This is a genomic window from Abyssibacter profundi, assembly GCF_003151135.1.
Classification (GTDB): Bacteria; Pseudomonadota; Gammaproteobacteria; order Nevskiales; family OUC007; genus Abyssibacter; species Abyssibacter profundi.
Map to the genome: position 1 here is coordinate 188,880 of NZ_QEQK01000003.1, position 14,206 is coordinate 203,085.

A 14,206-nucleotide genomic window follows, 5' to 3' on the forward strand; every position below is an offset into this window, starting at 1 on the left:
TAAGGGAGTAACTAGAATGATCGACTTGTTTCGTGCGGGAGTTGCCGCCGCCACCATCGCTGGCTGTGTTGCATCCGCAGCAGCCGAGGCGCGCGACCTGCGGCCTTACGTCTCGCCCCAGTTCCGCATCATCAACTCAGATGACGATCGGAACACCGATGCCGGCTATGGCTTGGAAGCCGCGTTCGGCATGGCCGTCACCCAGAAATGGGGTTTCGAGCTAGGCCTGTTTTATGAAGAATACGACGGCGCGCTGGACTGGGAGACCTACGGCTACCGCGTCAACAACCTGTATTTCCTGCCAGCCACCCCCTGGATCCAGTCGTACGGATCGATCGGTTTCGGGCTGATGCACGAGGAAATCCAGGCAGCGGGTTTTGATAACTCGCTCGACGGGTTTGCGGATATCGGCCTGGGCTTCTTCCTCAACAAGCCGGATTCCGGTGTTGATGCAGGGCTTCGGCTGGATTCCCGTTACCGTCACACCTTTGCCGATGACAATGCCTACAACGGCAACGATTTCGGTGAGATGGTCGTGAGCCTGGGTCTGGTCTTCCCGGTCGGCCGCAAGGCCGAGGAAGCGCCGGCGCTGCCGGCGCCGACGGGCGTGACCGATTCTGATGGCGACGGTGTTGGCGATCGCTACGACCGCTGCCCGGGCACGCCTTCGGGTGTACCGGTTGACGCCGTTGGCTGCCCGCTGGATTCCGATGGCGATGGCGTGCCGGATGATCTGGATCGTTCCCCGCGGACGCCGTCCGGTGTGGCTGTCGATGAGTTCGGCGTGCCGGTCGAGTCTGCCGGTCAGACGCAGCCGGTGGAGCGTCGATTCGAGGACGTGAACTTCGCCTTCGACAGCTCGGCGATCAGCGAGTACGCCTCGGTGCTGCTGGATAACACCGCTGCCGAAATCCGCGCTCTGCAGGAGAAGTACAAGGAAGTCACCGTGCAGATCACCGGTCATACGGATAGCGTGGGCACGAAGGAGTACAACTCCGGACTGTCGACCCGCCGTGCGAACGCTGTGCGCGACTACCTGGTCCGCAAGGGTGTGAACCCTGACAGCATCGTGACCCTCGGCTTCGGGGAAACCCAGCCGGTGGCGAGCAATAAGACCCCGCAGGGTCGTCTGCTCAACCGCCGCGCAGAAGTTCGGGCACGCGGCAAGTAGTCCGATACGGATACACCGGGTGGCCTGCGGGTCACCCGGTCGCCAAAACCCCTGATGGCAATTCCGCCCTCAGGGGTTTTTTTATGGACCGGTCCACGGGAAACAGGTAGATTTTTGAACATGCTCGGGGAATCCACTGTTTACCATCGGCTGGCAGGGTTGCTGGCCAGTCTGTTTGTCGTCTCGGCTTGGGGGGGCGGATTCATCGTCGATGGTGACGGTGATGGCGTGCCATTCGAGCTGGATGAATGTCCGTACACACGTCCGGGTCAGCCCGTGAACATCATGGGATGCTCGGACTTGCCGGATGCGGATGAAGACGGCATTCCCGATGTGGATGACCGCTGTCCGGTTTCCCCGCCGGGCGCGCGAACCGACCCGGAGGGCTGTTCCATCGATTCGGACGGTGATGGCGTACCGGATGGGATTGATCAGTGCCCGAAAACGGCAATTTCTACGGTGCCGGACCGGCGCGGTTGCTCCGCGCCTCAGCGACTGGCTGGGGGGGCGCCAGAGGTGATTGTGGGGCGTCCGGTGACGGATACACAGATGCCCAGACCGGCCACGCGGGTTGAACCGGCATCGACGGTTGCCCAGCGTTCGGCGGAGGCCGCCCAGCCGGCGACGCCGCAAGCCGGGGCGATGGGGGTGCCTGTACCGCGTGGCCGCTCCGGTCAAACGCCTGCGGGCCAGCCTGACGTTGCCCTTGCGGCGACGCAGGCGCAGCCGCCCACAAGCTCTCGCTCGGTGAGTCAAAGCTCGGCGCCCCTGACCGTGCAGGCGGCTGTTGATCGTGCGCTATGGGGTTATGAAGTCGAGCGCGCTTCCGGACCCTGAGCGCTAGCGAAACGACTCTGCGCCGGGTCGGCTCGTCTCGCTGACCCGAAGAAGCCGCGCAAGCACCGGCGCGAAAAGCTCAGTGCGTCCCCAGTCGCTCCACGCGCTCTGGAACACCGCTGCGATCCAGCTGCGCGTCTTGGTTGCTCCGCTCAGGCCAACCGCTGGTGTGTTGCCGAATCAGCTCGCTCATGAGCTCGACATGGCGATCGCTGGCGTTGAGCGCAGGCACGTACTCCAGCGTCTGGCCGCCTGCCTCACGGAACACGTCGGCATTCTCGATCTGGATTTCTTCCAGTGTTTCGATGCAATCGGCGGCAAAGCCAGGACAGATCACACGAACACGTTGAACGCCGTCGCGCGCCAGGCGCTGGAGGGTTTCGCTCGTGGAGGGGCCAACCCACTTGGCCTTCCCGAACTGGCTTTGGAAGCTGACCGAATAGTCCTGGTCCTGCAGCGCCATCGATTCCGCCAGCAGGCGGGCTGTCTTGTGTGCGTGGCAGAAGTAGGGGTCGCCCTGTTCGATATAGCGTTCGGGCACACCATGAAACGACATCACCAGATGCGGTGGGGCGGCCTGGTCAGAGGCCTGTTCGAAGGCTTTCAGGGAGTCTGCCAAGGCTGCGATATACGCCGGGTGGTCATGGTAGGCCGTGATGAAACGCAGGTCCGGTACCCAGCGCCAGCCTTGCAGGGTGCGTGTGACCGCGTCGAACACGCTGGCCGTGGTCGACCCCGAGTATTGCGGATAGAGCGGTACCACCAGCAGGCGCTCGGCGCCGGCCTCGCGCAGCTGTTCGAGTTTGGATGCCACTGATGGCTCGCCATACCGCATGGCCCAGTCAACGGTTACGGGGCCAGGGAGCTCGTCCGATAGTCGCTTGTTCAGGCGCTTGGCCAGGTCGCGGGTATGCACCGCCAACGGGCTCCCCTCAGCGGTCCAGATCGCCTGATACCCCTTGGCGATGCGCCGGGGGCGCAGAGGGAGCACGAACAGGTAGAGGATGGTGAGCCACAAAATGCGGGGCAACTCGATGACGCGCGGGTCGGAGAGAAACTCGCGCAGATAGCGGCGAATGGCCGCGGGAGTCGGCGCTTGCGGGCTGCCGAGGTTGACGAGCAGCACGCCCAAGCGGGGCGTGCGGCCATGAGGTGCGCGCGAATCATCCATTGTTGGGTCGAATCTCTCCTGAACGAATCCGGGCGAAATAGTCGCGGTACTGTCGGGTCATCTTGTGCCCCAGCACCAGCATGATCGGCAGATTAATCGCCAGCATGAAGCCCAGTGCGACGGTGCTGATTGAGTCCAACTCTGCCGAGGTCCGGATAAAGCCCAGACAGGTCACAACAATGAGCAAACACCAGAACGCACGGTAGGGCATGACCCCCTTGCTGCCGACCAGGTAAATCACGCCCTGTTCGCCATAGTAGCTCCACGTGATGATGGTGGAGATGGCGAACAACCAGACCGCCAGGGTCACCATCCATTTGCCGAGACCATCGGCTCCGCTGTCAAAGGCTTTGGCCGTGAGCGTTGCGCCTGTGTAGTCCGCATAAAGGCCCGCGTCCACCGTGCGGAGTGGCTCCGCCGCCGCGATGGGGCGCCAGGCGATGCCTTCGGGTTCCACCGTGCCGAATAGGCGTTGCCGACGCGCATCGGATTCCACCACCATGAACACTTGGCTGCCGGTCTGCCAGTTGCCCTCGGGCAAGGTGCTCACCGCCGGTGCCCAGCCTGCCGCCGTCTCCACCATGGCGGGTGGCTGGTCGAAGCTGGCCTGTGCATCGCGCTGCCAGACACCGCTGGTCAGGATCACCAGGGCCGTGATCGTGCAGACCACCACCGTGTCGATAAAGGGCTCCAGGCCGGCGACGACACCCTCGGTAACCGGTTCCTTGGTCTTGACGGCCGAATGCGCGATCGGGGCGCTGCCCAGGCCGGCTTCCGATGAGAACAAGGCGCGTTTCATCCCGAAGATGAAGGCCGTGCCAAAGCTGGCGCCGACAAACGCGCCGGTGGCCTCGGCGGGCGAGAAGGCCGAGGTGAAGATGAGTGCGAGCACCTCGGGGACCACATCGCGATTGATGAAAATGACGAACAGGCCCGCGATGACGTAGATCACGCACATCAGCGGCACCAGCGTGCCGGCGATCAGGCCAATGCGGCGGATGCCACCGAGAATGACCAATCCGACAATCACCGCCAGGACAACGCCGGAGATCCAGGGCTCGACGCCAAAGTAGGCATGGGTGGTGTCCGACACGCTCCAGGCCTGAAACATATTGCCGCCGGTCAGCGCAAAGAGGATGAGCGGCAACGTGAACAGGGCGCCGATGATTGGGCCGGCTTGTTTCAGGCGTCCGCTGAGTTCGGGCAGCGCGCGTTTGGCCACCCACATCGTGCCCCCATGCGGATTGTTGGGATCACTGGTGTCCCGGTACAGCATGGACAGCGTGACTTCCGTGGTCTTGAGCGCCATGCCGACCAAGCCGATGAGCCACATCCAGAACACGGCCCCCGGCCCACCCAGTTCGACCGCAATGGCCACACCCGCGATGTTACCCAGGCCGACTGTGGCCGACAGCGCAGCCGATAAGGCCTGGAAATGCGAAATGGCGCCCTCACCCTTGCTGCCGGTCCAGCGCCCCGTTAGCAAGCCCACGCCATGCGTCAGAGATCGGTACTGGCAGAACCGTGTCCAGACCGTAAAGATCAGCCCAACGGCCAGCAGCGCGAGCAGCATGGGCACGCCGAGCATGACGCCATTAATGGCGTTGATGACATTAAAAAATTCTTGCATTAGATCAACCCGCTGATCAGGACATAGGCAATGCCGATCGGGGCGACAAAGCGAAGAATGAATAACCAGACACGGGCCAGCGGAAACGCCTGACGACCCTCGTCTGTGACCAGGGCCAGGGCCTTGGGCCCCAGCTTCCAGCCGACGAACAATGCGGTGAGCAGGCCACCAATGGGCAGGAGCAGGTCCGTGAGGGCCGCCGCGGCACTCAAGAAGTCCATGCCGAATACCTGGATGTCGACCGCGCCCTGGGACAGCGATGACGGCACGCCCAGTCCGAAGCAGACAAGACCGGCTCCCAGTGCCGCCTGGCGCCGCGTCAACGGCGTTTCGTCGACCAGGTAGGTGACCACGACTTCCAATAGCGAGACGGCGGAGGTCAACGCGGCAACAAACAGCAGGGCGAAGAAGACGAACCCGAACACCGTGCCGGCGGGCATTTGCGAAAACACCACGGGCAGGGTGACGAAGGTCAGCCCCGGGCCGGCCGCCGGATCGAGGCTGTACGCAAACACGGCGGGGAGGATCATGAAACCGGCCAGCACGGCCACCATCGTATCCAGCCCAACAATAATCGCCGCAGAGCCCGGCATGGGCGTGGACTTGGGCAGGTAGGAGCCGTAGGTGATTAGCGCCCCCATGCCCAGTGAAAGTGAAAAGAACGCCTGCCCGATCGCGGATGTCACCGTCGCGCCGGTGACCTTGCTCCAGTCCGGCACCAGGAAGAAGCGGATGCCTTCGCCGGCACCGGGTAGGGATACGGCCCGGGCAATCAGGACCAGCAGCAGGACGAACAGAACTGGCATCAATAACTTGGAGGCCCGCTCGATGCCCTTGCCGATGCCGCCGAGCACCACCGCGACCGTCGCCGCCATGAACAGCCCGGCGAGGACGACAGGTGTCACGCCACCGCTGATGAACCCGCCGAATTGCGCACCGATTGCTTCGGGCGTCGATGACATCAGGCTGCCGTCGAGCATGAAGCCCATATAGGCGACGGTCCAGCCGGCAATCACGATGTAGAACGACAGGATGACGAAGCCCGTGAAGACGCCGAGATAGCCGACGCCGGGCCATGCGCCCCCGCCCAGCAGGCGGAACGCGCCCACCGGATTCCGGCCGCTGGCGCGACCCAGCACCATCTCGGCCAGAATAAGTGATGCGCCGAAGATGACGATGAACAGCAAATAGAGCAATAGAAACGCGCCACCGCCGTTGGCGCCTGTCTCGTACGGAAACTTCCAGATATTCCCCAGACCGACAGCCGACCCGGCGGCGGCCATGATGAAGCCGAACCGGCTCCCCCAGTGTTCGCGTGCTGCAGCCACGACTCCCCCAAATTCAGTGATCTTGTTTGGCCCGATTGTAAAGCACGGCTCATGCCGTGGCGGCAGCTCACGTATGATCCGCGGCCCGGGTGTTCGATTCCTTCCAGTTCTTGATGCAGAAATCCGATTTTCATTTCGACCTGCCGGATCACTTGATCGCCCAGCATCCCTTGCCCGACCGCTCCGGTGCCCGAATGCTGGATGTCGATGGCGCGACGGGCCAGCTGCGTGATGCCCGTGTGCTCGACCTTCCCGAGCGGCTGCAGCCCGGTGATCTCGTGGTCACGAACGATGTGCGGGTGATGCCCGCGCGCGTGTTCGGGCGCAAGGCCAGTGGTGGGCGAGTCGAGGTCATGATCGAACGGCTGGTCCAGCCAAGGGTGGCCTGGGCGCATGTGCGCGCGAGCAAGACGCCGAAACCGGGCGGCCAGCTGGTGCTGGAGGGTGGCCATGCGGTCGAGGTGCGGGGGCGACAGGACGATGGCTTGTTCGTGCTCGAGCTGGCGCAGGGCACTTGGCCGGAGGTGCTGGAAGCAGTCGGGCACATGCCGCTGCCACCTTATATCCGGCGGGCGGATACGCCAGATGATGCCGAGCGATATCAGACGGTGTTTGCCCGGCAGCCCGGTGCTGTGGCGGCACCCACGGCCGGGTTGCACTTTGACGATGCACTCATGGCGGCCATACAGGCCCGCGGCGCCGAGCTGGCGTCAACCACACTCTGGGTGGGCGCGGGCACCTTCCAGCCTGTCCGCAGTGAGCGAATCGATGAGCATCGCATGCACGCGGAGCGTGTCCAGGTGCCCCAGGCCACGGTTGATGCCGTCGAGGCGACCCGGGCCCGCGGCGGGCGTGTGGTGGCGATCGGCACCACCGTGGTTCGCGCGCTGGAGGCCGCTGCCGCCCAGGGGCAACTGGCCGCCATGGATGGCGACACCCGCCTGTTCATCAAGCCGGGAGATCAGTTCCGGGTTGTGGATGCGCTGTTCACGAATTTTCATCTGCCGGAATCGACGCTGCTCATGCTGGTCTGCGCCTTTGCCGGCTACGACACCGTCATGCATGCCTACCGCCATGCCGTGACGCAGCAGTATCGGTTCTTCAGTTACGGTGATGCCATGTGGCTCACCCCCCAGCCAGAGGCCCGTGCATGAGCTTTGTCTGTCTGCAAACCGATGGCGGCGCGCGTCGGGGGCGCTTGACCACACAGCATGGCGTGATAGAAACCCCGATTTTCATGCCGGTCGGGACCTACGGCACCGTCAAGGCCATGACGCCCGAAGAGCTGGATTCGCTGGGGGCCAGCATCATCCTGGGCAACACCTTCCACCTGATGCTGCGCCCGGGAGAACAGGTCGTGCAGGCGCTGGGGGGGCTGCACGGTTTCATGCACTGGGACGGGCCCATATTGACCGACTCAGGCGGGTTTCAGGTGTGGAGCCTCACCGAACTGCGCAAGCTCACCGAGCAGGGCGTGGTCTTTCGGTCACCGGTTAATGGCGATCGCGTTGAACTCACGCCGGAGCGGTCCATCCAGGTTCAACATGCGCTGGGCTCAGACATCGTCATGCAATTCGACGAGTGCACGGCTTATCCGGCCACTGAGGCGGAGGCGGCGGAGTCCATGCGTCTGTCACTGCGTTGGGCGGATCGCTGTCGTCAGGCGCATGCAGATAATCCGAACCTGTTGTTCGGGATTGTTCAGGGCGGCATGCATGCCGATTTGCGTAGAGAATCGCTGGCAGGGCTCGAGACCGTCGGCTTTGATGGTTACGCGATCGGTGGCTTATCGGTCGGGGAGACGCGCGAAGAGCGGCTGCATGTCCTGGAGACGCTGTCTCCGCTGATGCCAGCAGACCGACCGCGTTACCTCATGGGTGTCGGGACGCCCCGCGATCTGATCGAGGGGATTGATCGTGGTGTCGATATGTTCGACTGCGTCATGCCGACGCGTAACGCCCGCAATGGGCACTTGTTCACCAGCGGCGGCATCGTACGTATTCGCAACGCGCGTCATCGGGAAGACCCCGCGCCACTGGACGCGGACTGCAGCTGCTACACCTGTCAGCACTACTCTCGGGCTTACCTGTACCACCTGAATCGTTGCAACGAGATTCTGGGCGCCCGCCTGAACACGATCCACAATCTGCACTTCTATCTGGACCTGATGCGCCGGGCGCGTGAGGCCATCGAGCAGGGGCGTTGGGCTGGTTTCCGTGATGGCGAGCTCAAGCGCTGGGCCGACTGAGCAGCCCTTGGGTCGCCGCTGTGGCCGGTGGCACAATCCAGCGCATGGGAGCTGAAACGATGAAGCCTGTTCTAAGCCCCGCTGAAGTCGAGCGGCTGTTACACGATGGTCTGCCGAGTGCGGCCGGGTTGCGGGTCCTGGAGCTGGAGGCAGGGCGTGCGACGATTCGTATGCCGGTTGACGCTTCCATGGTGCGTCCGGGTGGGACGCTGTCCGGCCCGATGATGTTTGCCGCCGCAGATTCGGCGATGTATGCCGTGATTCTGGGGCACCTGGGGCCGGAACTGCTCGCGGTCACCACCGATACCACAATTCACTTTCTGCGCCGGCCTCCGCTGCGTGATGTCGACGCCGAGGCGCGCATTCTCAAGTTGGGGCGTCGACTGGTGATTTGCCAGGTGGAAATCCGGACGGTTGACGAGGCTGAGCCGGTGGCGGTTGCAACCGGCACGTACTCACTGCCGCCCCGTCCCGCGCCCGTTTAGAACGGGCGCGTCGTATCAGCCGCGCTCCAGGTTGCGGAAGGCGCGGTTGAGTTCCAGATCCTTGGACGACAGGTAGGCTTCCAGGCCGCGTAGCTTGCGCTCCAGGTGGTCGAAATCGTCCTCCACCTCGTTGAGCTGCGGCGTATACGCCAAGTCATCGAGGTCGTCGTCCAACTCGGGCTCAGGCGGGGCGGCGCGCGTGGCTTCGGCCACCGCCGGACGCTGGCGCCGCGGCAGCAACACCGCGGCGACCAGGTAGGCGATGAAGGTCGGCCATGCGAAGAAGATCAGGCCCAGGACCATCAGGATGCGCACGACCTTGCGGTCGACATCGAAGTAGGTCGCCAGCCCGGCGCAGACGCCGGCAATCCAGCCGTGATCCGGGTCGCGGTGCAGGTTCATTGGGCGTGTGCGTTTCATGTCTTGTGTCTCCAGTCGGGGACTTCGGCATCGAGGATGGCTTCGAGCGCATCCAGTCGATGCCGCATACGGCGTGCGGTCTGCTCCAGATGCCGAATCTTGGCATCCTGGTCATCCGAACTGACCGGTTTGTGCTTCTTCCAGATCGTGATGTAGTGAAACGCGATCCAGATGGGGGCAACAACCACCAGCAGAATAACCAGCAGTGGAAAGAGTTCGTCCATCGGCTCCTAGCCTTGTCGTGACGGATTGAGTACTAGTCCGAGGGCTTGTCCGCCGGGCGCATGCGCGCCTTGAGTGCGGCCAGTTCCTCCTCGACCTGCTCGGAGCTTTCCAGTTCGGCGAACTCGTCATTCAGGTCCTGACGGCCCAGATCATACGATTCCGCCTCGGCTTCAAGCGAATCGATGCGGCGTTCATAGGACTCAAACTGCGCCATCGCGTCGTCGATCTTCTCGCTGTTGACCTGCTGCTGCACGCGAACGCGCGCCGTGGCAGACCGCTTGCGCATCACGATGGACTTCTGCCGGGCCTTGGCATCGGCCAACTTGCTCTTGAGCTTGGTAATGTCGGTGTCGAGCTTTTCCTGCTCTTCATCCAGCACCTTCAGCTCGTCGGTGATTTCCTGTTGCACGTCGACGATGCGCTGTTTGGCCAGCAGGGCGGCCCGGGCCAGGTCTTCGCGTTCATGGCGAATCGCCAGCTCGGCTTTGCGCTCCCACTCGGCCGCATCGCGGTTCAGGGCCTTGTGCTTGCGCTCCAGCGTTTTTTTCCGGGCGATGGTTCGCACGGAGGTCGAGCGGACCTCAACCAGCGTGTCTTCCATTTCCTGGATGATCAGGCGGACCAGCTTTTCCGGGTCTTCGGCCTTATCCAGCATGGCGTGCATGTTGGAGTTGATGATGTCGGACAGTCGTGAGTAGATTCCCATGGTCGGCTCCAAGTGGGGGGTAAGAGGTGAGGGTGGCCTAGTTCGAACGGTTGGCCGTGCCCTGTTGTTGATCGTTCGGAGACTGCGTCGGCTCGGGTAGAACCGGGCGTAGCACCCGGAAGGCCTCGTCCTTGATCAGTTGCAACGCGCGGTTGCCCTGCGAGGCAATGGCTTGCGACGTGGCAGCGTGAATCGCCTCACGCACGTTCGGCGCGGCATGCGCGCTGGTGGACAGGCTGGCGGCGAGAACAGTGGCAATGGCGAGTGTGCGGATCATGGTCGGGCTCCCTGGGGGTCAGTAAATTAGGCTTGCCCCTACTACATTCCAACACCTGTGCCAATCTACGGACAATCGATAAGCCATTGTTTTTGAACAAATAATTATTTTCGGTCCGTTCTCTGAATTGTGCTTAAAGGTTTATTAGGCCAATATTCGGTGAAATTTACCGATTGGTGCAGCGATGAATCGAGAGCCGGAATCACTCATCGGCGAGTCCGAGGCCTTCCTCGACTTGCTGGAGCGGCTGTCTCAGGTGGCGCCGCTGTCCAAGCCCGTGCTTGTGATCGGCGAGCGTGGCACCGGCAAGGAGCTCATCGCCGCTCGGTTGCACTATCTGTCTGAGCGATGGGACCGACCCTTCGTCAAGCTCAACTGCACTGCTATTAACGAGGAGCTGCTGGAGTCCGAGATGTTTGGTCATGTGTCCGGTGCCTACACCGGCGCAAGCAAATCTCGGGCAGGGCGCTTCGAGTCGGCAGATGGCGGCACGTTGTTCCTCGACGAACTGGCCTCGATGTCGCTGCGATTACAGGAAAAGCTGTTGCGAGTCGTGGAGTACGGGCAGTTCGAGCGCGTGGGTTCGAACGAGACGCGGGAGGTGGATGTTCGCATTGTCGGTGCCGCCAACGCAGACCTGCCGGCGTTGGCGGCAGAGGGTCGGTTTCGCGAGGATTTGCTCGATCGATTGTCCTTCGATGTGCTAACCCTGCCGCCACTGCGCTTCCGGCAAGAGGACATCCTTCCGCTGGCAGAGCACTTCGCCAAGGGCATGGTCAAGCAATTGCGACAGGAGTTTTTCGCAGGGTTCACCGGTGGCGCGGCTGCGACACTGATGAACTACGACTGGCCCGGCAACATTCGCGAGCTTAAGAACGTTGTGGAGCGGGCGGTGTACCGCGCGCCCAGCGGCAAACCGGTCTCCCGTATCGAATTCGACCCCTTTGCCTCGCCGTATCGGCCGCAGCAACGCATGCCCGATAGCCGCGCAGAAGGCTTAGCCTCGGCGCCTGCGACGGCCAGCCAGGATGCGCCGATTCGCTATCCGTACGACTTCACCGAGACCGTCGCCGAATTCGAGGCGGAGCGCCTGCGTCTGGCCCTGGATGCCCATCAGCACCACCAGGGGCGCACGGCCGATGCCCTGGGGCTGAGCTACGACAAGCTGCGGGGGCTGCTACGTAAGCACCAGATCGGGCGGTAGCAGCCCCGCTGTTATTCAGGGGCCTTCGGGAACGGGATTGAAGGTCACACCGTAGCTGTACTCGGTGATCACGCCACGCGGCGTGGTGACGGTGATCCGTAGAGAACCGGAGTCGGCCTCCGCATCCGGTGCGGGCGCATCGATACTGAAGAAGTAGCGGTTAGCGGCCATGGAGTCGTTGGTCGAGCACAGCACCTCCCGCGAGGTGACACCAACCGCGGTGCCGACGTCGGTTTCAACCGAAATCGTGGTGCCCACCGGCAGCGGCTGGCCGCGTTCGTCGCGCAGCACCAGTCCGATGCTCGCACCACCCACGAAGTCGGCCGCATCGGTGCTGCCCGGTGGCAGGCCCAGATTCATGGTCGTGTCGTAGCCTGAGGAGTCGACCGGCGTGTTGGTGCTGGGGTCGTCCAGGAAGCTGTCATTGACACCATCCTGGTCTGCGATGAACTGGTCATCCAGGAATGCGCCGGAGCCGGAGAAGATCAAGACCAGCGACTCGCGGACATTGAGCAGCGTCCCTTCTGCGGCATCACAGCCGGATTCGCAGATCAAACCCGTAAAGGCGCCACTGGCTGCGTCGTGCAGACCGTTGTCGTTAAAGTCGACGTTGGAGTCAGCAGCGATGGCCGTAAATGGGCGATTTTCGGTCTGGCGCCCATTGGTGCCAAAGCCGGCCACGTCATAGACGCCATCTTCGTCACGGTCCAGAAAGGCTTCCGCCAGATCTTGGGTCGAGGCCTGTTGTTCGCCGGACTGGTGGATGCCGTCGCCATTGGCGTCGAAGAAGCTCTCTTCGCCGGTTGCGGTGGCCAGCACGGTCGTGCGTCCATCATCGGGGCGTCGCCCCTGGCTGCGCCAGGTAACGGAGCAGGCACCGGTTGCATCGACGAAGCACTGACCATCGATGGAGCCTTCTTCGGTGGTGAAGGCGACGGCCGTGCCTTCCGGGACGGGGTTGTTGAACCGGTCGGCCAAACGGATATTCACTTCCGCCTCGACGCCGTCGTAGTCGAAGGCTTCCAGGTTGAAGCAGCTGGCCGTCAACGAGAAGCTGTCGTTGTCGGTGATGCCCGAAGAGATCACCAACTGGTCGGATTGGCTGAAGATGGTGTCACCGCTATTGGGATCGGTGGCCTCGGCGCGCACACGCACGGTGGTGTGTACGGTGCCGGACCGCACAACCACCGATACCTTGCCCTCAGAGTTGGAGATGCCCTGCGAATCCGACAGTTCGACACCGCCTGACGTGCGGTCCAGGGTGAACCGCACCGTCTCGCCCTCCACCGGGTCGCCCACATCGTCGCGCAATACGAAGGTGACGGTGGAGGTTTCCTGAATACCCTGACCACCCGTGCCCCTGAGCCCGATCACCGTCGGTGTCGCGGAATCAAATTCCAACGCCCCGATGTTCGCCGGCTCGATGGTCAATGTCCCCGTGGCCGACAAGGCCTTGCCATACGCACTCGCGGTGGCCGTAATGGTGTCGGTGGTCTGGGCGCCGCTGGCACAGCCGGCATCCTGGAAGGTTGACCGGGCCACGCCGTTGACCGATGTCACGGGCGAGTCCAGTTCGCTCGAGCCGCCGCAGACCGAGCTGGTGAACGCCACTTCAAAGTTATCCAACGTAAACAAGGCGCCGCTCTCGTCGACCAGATCGACCCGCAGGCCGGAGGAGCCACGGGTGGCGATTGGGTCCTGCCCGACGTGCACGCGGCCTTCGGTAAAGGTGCCGCCATCGAGCACGCCCATGCGCACGGCCCGCACCTCGACGACGCCTGTGGCGCTCAAGGTCTGGTCACCGAACGTGGCCGTGGCTGTCAGTGTGTCCTCGCCGACGCAGGGCACTGTGCCGGTGTACACCGTCGAGGCCGAGCCCGTCGCGCCGGTGGAACGGGTCCCAGGGAAGGCATCGGCATCCGCGCAGGCGGCCGTGAAACTAACCGTCACGGAGTCGCTGGTGTAGAGCGCGCCGGTTTCGTCAACGATATCCACGCGCACTGTGGTGCCCACACCATCGGCGATGGGTGACTGCCCCACCGCGATGACATTTTGGATGAAGTTGCCATTGGCCTGATCGAGCACGCCCATGCGCAGGGTGGTGGTGTCGACGGGATCCGTCGGTTCGGTCGGGTCGGTGGGGGTTTCGTCCCCGGCGTCGGCGGTCCCGGACAGGGTGTCCTCGCTGCCACAGGCGACCAGCCCCAGGCTGAAAATGGCCAGCGCAAGCGCACGAAGCCAGACGGAAAACTGCATATTCATGAAAACCCCCGACGCGGTGCGCGTTCGGTTACAGGCGCGCACCCAAGACCCTTGGCGAGCAGGTTAATGGAGCCCGACAGGCCAAACAATAGCGCGGCCTGCCCAAACCGCCGTTAAATGAAGTACTTAGCGATAAACAACTGCGTCCTCAGTTAACCCGTTTCGCAGCGGCGCAGTCGACGGCCGCCGACAGACGGTCGAGTCAGCTAGACTCCCGCGCCCTTCCGTCATTTCAGGGCCTG

General features: G+C 63.1%; 14 protein-coding genes. 6 read left to right on the plus strand and 8 right to left on the minus strand.

The window, feature by feature from the left end:
• Positions 1-16 precede the first annotated feature (16 nt).
• Both DEH80_RS04090 and DEH80_RS04095 read left to right on the plus strand, forming a co-directional pair.
• Complete coding sequence (locus tag DEH80_RS04090) at positions 17-1,171, plus strand: OmpA family protein (RefSeq protein ID WP_109719197.1); 1,155 nt, start codon at positions 17-19, stop codon at positions 1,169-1,171.
• Between the two features lie 120 nt (positions 1,172-1,291).
• Positions 1,292-2,008 (plus strand): thrombospondin type 3 repeat-containing protein, encoded by a 717-nt coding sequence (locus tag DEH80_RS04095; protein WP_165831282.1) that lies wholly within the window; start codon positions 1,292-1,294, stop codon positions 2,006-2,008.
• Between the two features lie 79 nt (positions 2,009-2,087).
• On the opposite strand, the gene hemH is transcribed toward DEH80_RS04095, so the two are convergent.
• From hemH to DEH80_RS04110, 3 genes are read right to left on the minus strand one after another with little or no spacing between them, the layout of a single operon-like run.
• Positions 2,088-3,179 carry a ferrochelatase gene (gene hemH, locus DEH80_RS04100; RefSeq protein WP_109719199.1) on the minus strand — a complete coding sequence of 364 codons (1,092 nt, stop codon included), beginning with the start codon at positions 3,177-3,179 and terminating at the stop codon, positions 2,088-2,090.
• Positions 3,172-4,809: an alanine/glycine:cation symporter family protein gene (locus tag DEH80_RS04105; RefSeq protein ID WP_109719200.1), complete on the minus strand. Its 1,638-nt coding sequence runs from the start codon at positions 4,807-4,809 to the stop codon at positions 3,172-3,174. Before DEH80_RS04105 ends, hemH begins: the two co-directional genes overlap by 8 nt.
• Positions 4,809-6,137 carry a sodium-dependent transporter gene (locus tag DEH80_RS04110; RefSeq protein WP_109719201.1) on the minus strand — a complete coding sequence of 443 codons (1,329 nt, stop codon included), beginning with the start codon at positions 6,135-6,137 and terminating at the stop codon, positions 4,809-4,811. Before DEH80_RS04110 ends, DEH80_RS04105 begins: the two co-directional genes overlap by 1 nt.
• Positions 6,138-6,250: 113 nt before the next feature.
• Here DEH80_RS04110 and queA point away from each other — a divergent pair, with 113 nt between their 5' ends.
• The 3 genes from queA to DEH80_RS04125 are packed head-to-tail and all read left to right on the plus strand — an operon-like array spanning position 6,251 to position 8,870.
• A complete protein-coding gene (gene queA, locus DEH80_RS04115; protein WP_109719307.1) occupies positions 6,251-7,291 on the plus strand; it encodes a tRNA preQ1(34) S-adenosylmethionine ribosyltransferase-isomerase QueA in 1,041 nt (346 codons plus the stop codon).
• Positions 7,288-8,385, plus strand: coding sequence for a tRNA guanosine(34) transglycosylase Tgt (gene tgt / locus DEH80_RS04120; RefSeq protein WP_109719202.1), 1,098 nt, complete (start codon positions 7,288-7,290; stop codon positions 8,383-8,385). The genes queA and tgt overlap by 4 nt, the downstream gene beginning before the upstream one ends.
• Positions 8,386-8,444: 59 nt before the next feature.
• On the plus strand, positions 8,445-8,870 hold the full coding sequence (locus DEH80_RS04125) for a PaaI family thioesterase (RefSeq protein ID WP_109719203.1): 426 nt from the start codon (positions 8,445-8,447) through the stop codon (positions 8,868-8,870).
• A 15-nt stretch (positions 8,871-8,885) separates the two neighbouring features.
• Here the strand turns inward: DEH80_RS04125 and DEH80_RS04130 are convergent, their stop codons facing one another.
• Genes DEH80_RS04130 through DEH80_RS04145 form a run of 4 tightly spaced genes read right to left on the minus strand, consistent with a single transcriptional unit; the run spans position 8,886 to position 10,498 of the window.
• Entirely contained in the window at positions 8,886-9,290 is a 405-nt protein-coding gene (locus DEH80_RS04130; RefSeq protein ID WP_109719204.1) for a PspC domain-containing protein, read from the minus strand.
• Complete coding sequence (pspB, locus tag DEH80_RS04135; protein ID WP_109719205.1) at positions 9,287-9,514, minus strand: envelope stress response membrane protein PspB; 228 nt, start codon at positions 9,512-9,514, stop codon at positions 9,287-9,289. Before pspB ends, DEH80_RS04130 begins: the two co-directional genes overlap by 4 nt.
• Positions 9,515-9,546: 32 nt before the next feature.
• On the minus strand, positions 9,547-10,221 hold the full coding sequence (gene pspA / locus DEH80_RS04140) for a phage shock protein PspA (RefSeq protein ID WP_109719206.1): 675 nt from the start codon (positions 10,219-10,221) through the stop codon (positions 9,547-9,549).
• A 37-nt stretch (positions 10,222-10,258) separates the two neighbouring features.
• A complete protein-coding gene (locus tag DEH80_RS04145; RefSeq protein ID WP_109719207.1) occupies positions 10,259-10,498 on the minus strand; it encodes a hypothetical protein in 240 nt (79 codons plus the stop codon).
• Positions 10,499-10,682: 184 nt separating this feature from the next.
• Between DEH80_RS04145 and pspF the strand changes: the two genes are divergently transcribed.
• Positions 10,683-11,702, plus strand: coding sequence for a phage shock protein operon transcriptional activator (pspF, locus tag DEH80_RS04150; RefSeq protein ID WP_109719208.1), 1,020 nt, complete (start codon positions 10,683-10,685; stop codon positions 11,700-11,702).
• Positions 11,703-11,717: 15 nt separating this feature from the next.
• On the opposite strand, the gene DEH80_RS04155 is transcribed toward pspF, so the two are convergent.
• On the minus strand, positions 11,718-13,964 hold the full coding sequence (locus DEH80_RS04155; RefSeq protein WP_133249109.1) for an Ig-like domain-containing protein: 2,247 nt from the start codon (positions 13,962-13,964) through the stop codon (positions 11,718-11,720).
• Positions 13,965-14,206: the final 242 nt, after the last annotated feature.

Coding starts and splice junctions, on each gene's coding strand:
- DEH80_RS04090 (WP_109719197.1), top strand. CDS start 17: ATGATCGACTTGTTTCGTGCGGGAGTTGCCGCCGCCACCATCGCTGGC.
- tgt (WP_109719202.1), top strand. CDS start 7,288: ATGAGCTTTGTCTGTCTGCAAACCGATGGCGGCGCGCGTCGGGGGCGC.
- pspB (WP_109719205.1), bottom strand. CDS start 9,514: ATGGACGAACTCTTTCCACTGCTGGTTATTCTGCTGGTGGTTGTTGCC.
- DEH80_RS04095 (WP_165831282.1), top strand. CDS start 1,292: ATGCTCGGGGAATCCACTGTTTACCATCGGCTGGCAGGGTTGCTGGCC.
- DEH80_RS04145 (WP_109719207.1), bottom strand. CDS start 10,498: ATGATCCGCACACTCGCCATTGCCACTGTTCTCGCCGCCAGCCTGTCC.
- DEH80_RS04125 (WP_109719203.1), top strand. CDS start 8,445: ATGAAGCCTGTTCTAAGCCCCGCTGAAGTCGAGCGGCTGTTACACGAT.
- DEH80_RS04105 (WP_109719200.1), bottom strand. CDS start 4,809: ATGCAAGAATTTTTTAATGTCATCAACGCCATTAATGGCGTCATGCTC.
- hemH (WP_109719199.1), bottom strand. CDS start 3,179: ATGGATGATTCGCGCGCACCTCATGGCCGCACGCCCCGCTTGGGCGTG.
- queA (WP_109719307.1), top strand. CDS start 6,251: ATGCAGAAATCCGATTTTCATTTCGACCTGCCGGATCACTTGATCGCC.
- DEH80_RS04130 (WP_109719204.1), bottom strand. CDS start 9,290: ATGAAACGCACACGCCCAATGAACCTGCACCGCGACCCGGATCACGGC.
- pspA (WP_109719206.1), bottom strand. CDS start 10,221: ATGGGAATCTACTCACGACTGTCCGACATCATCAACTCCAACATGCAC.
- DEH80_RS04155 (WP_133249109.1), bottom strand. CDS start 13,964: ATGAATATGCAGTTTTCCGTCTGGCTTCGTGCGCTTGCGCTGGCCATT.
- pspF (WP_109719208.1), top strand. CDS start 10,683: ATGAATCGAGAGCCGGAATCACTCATCGGCGAGTCCGAGGCCTTCCTC.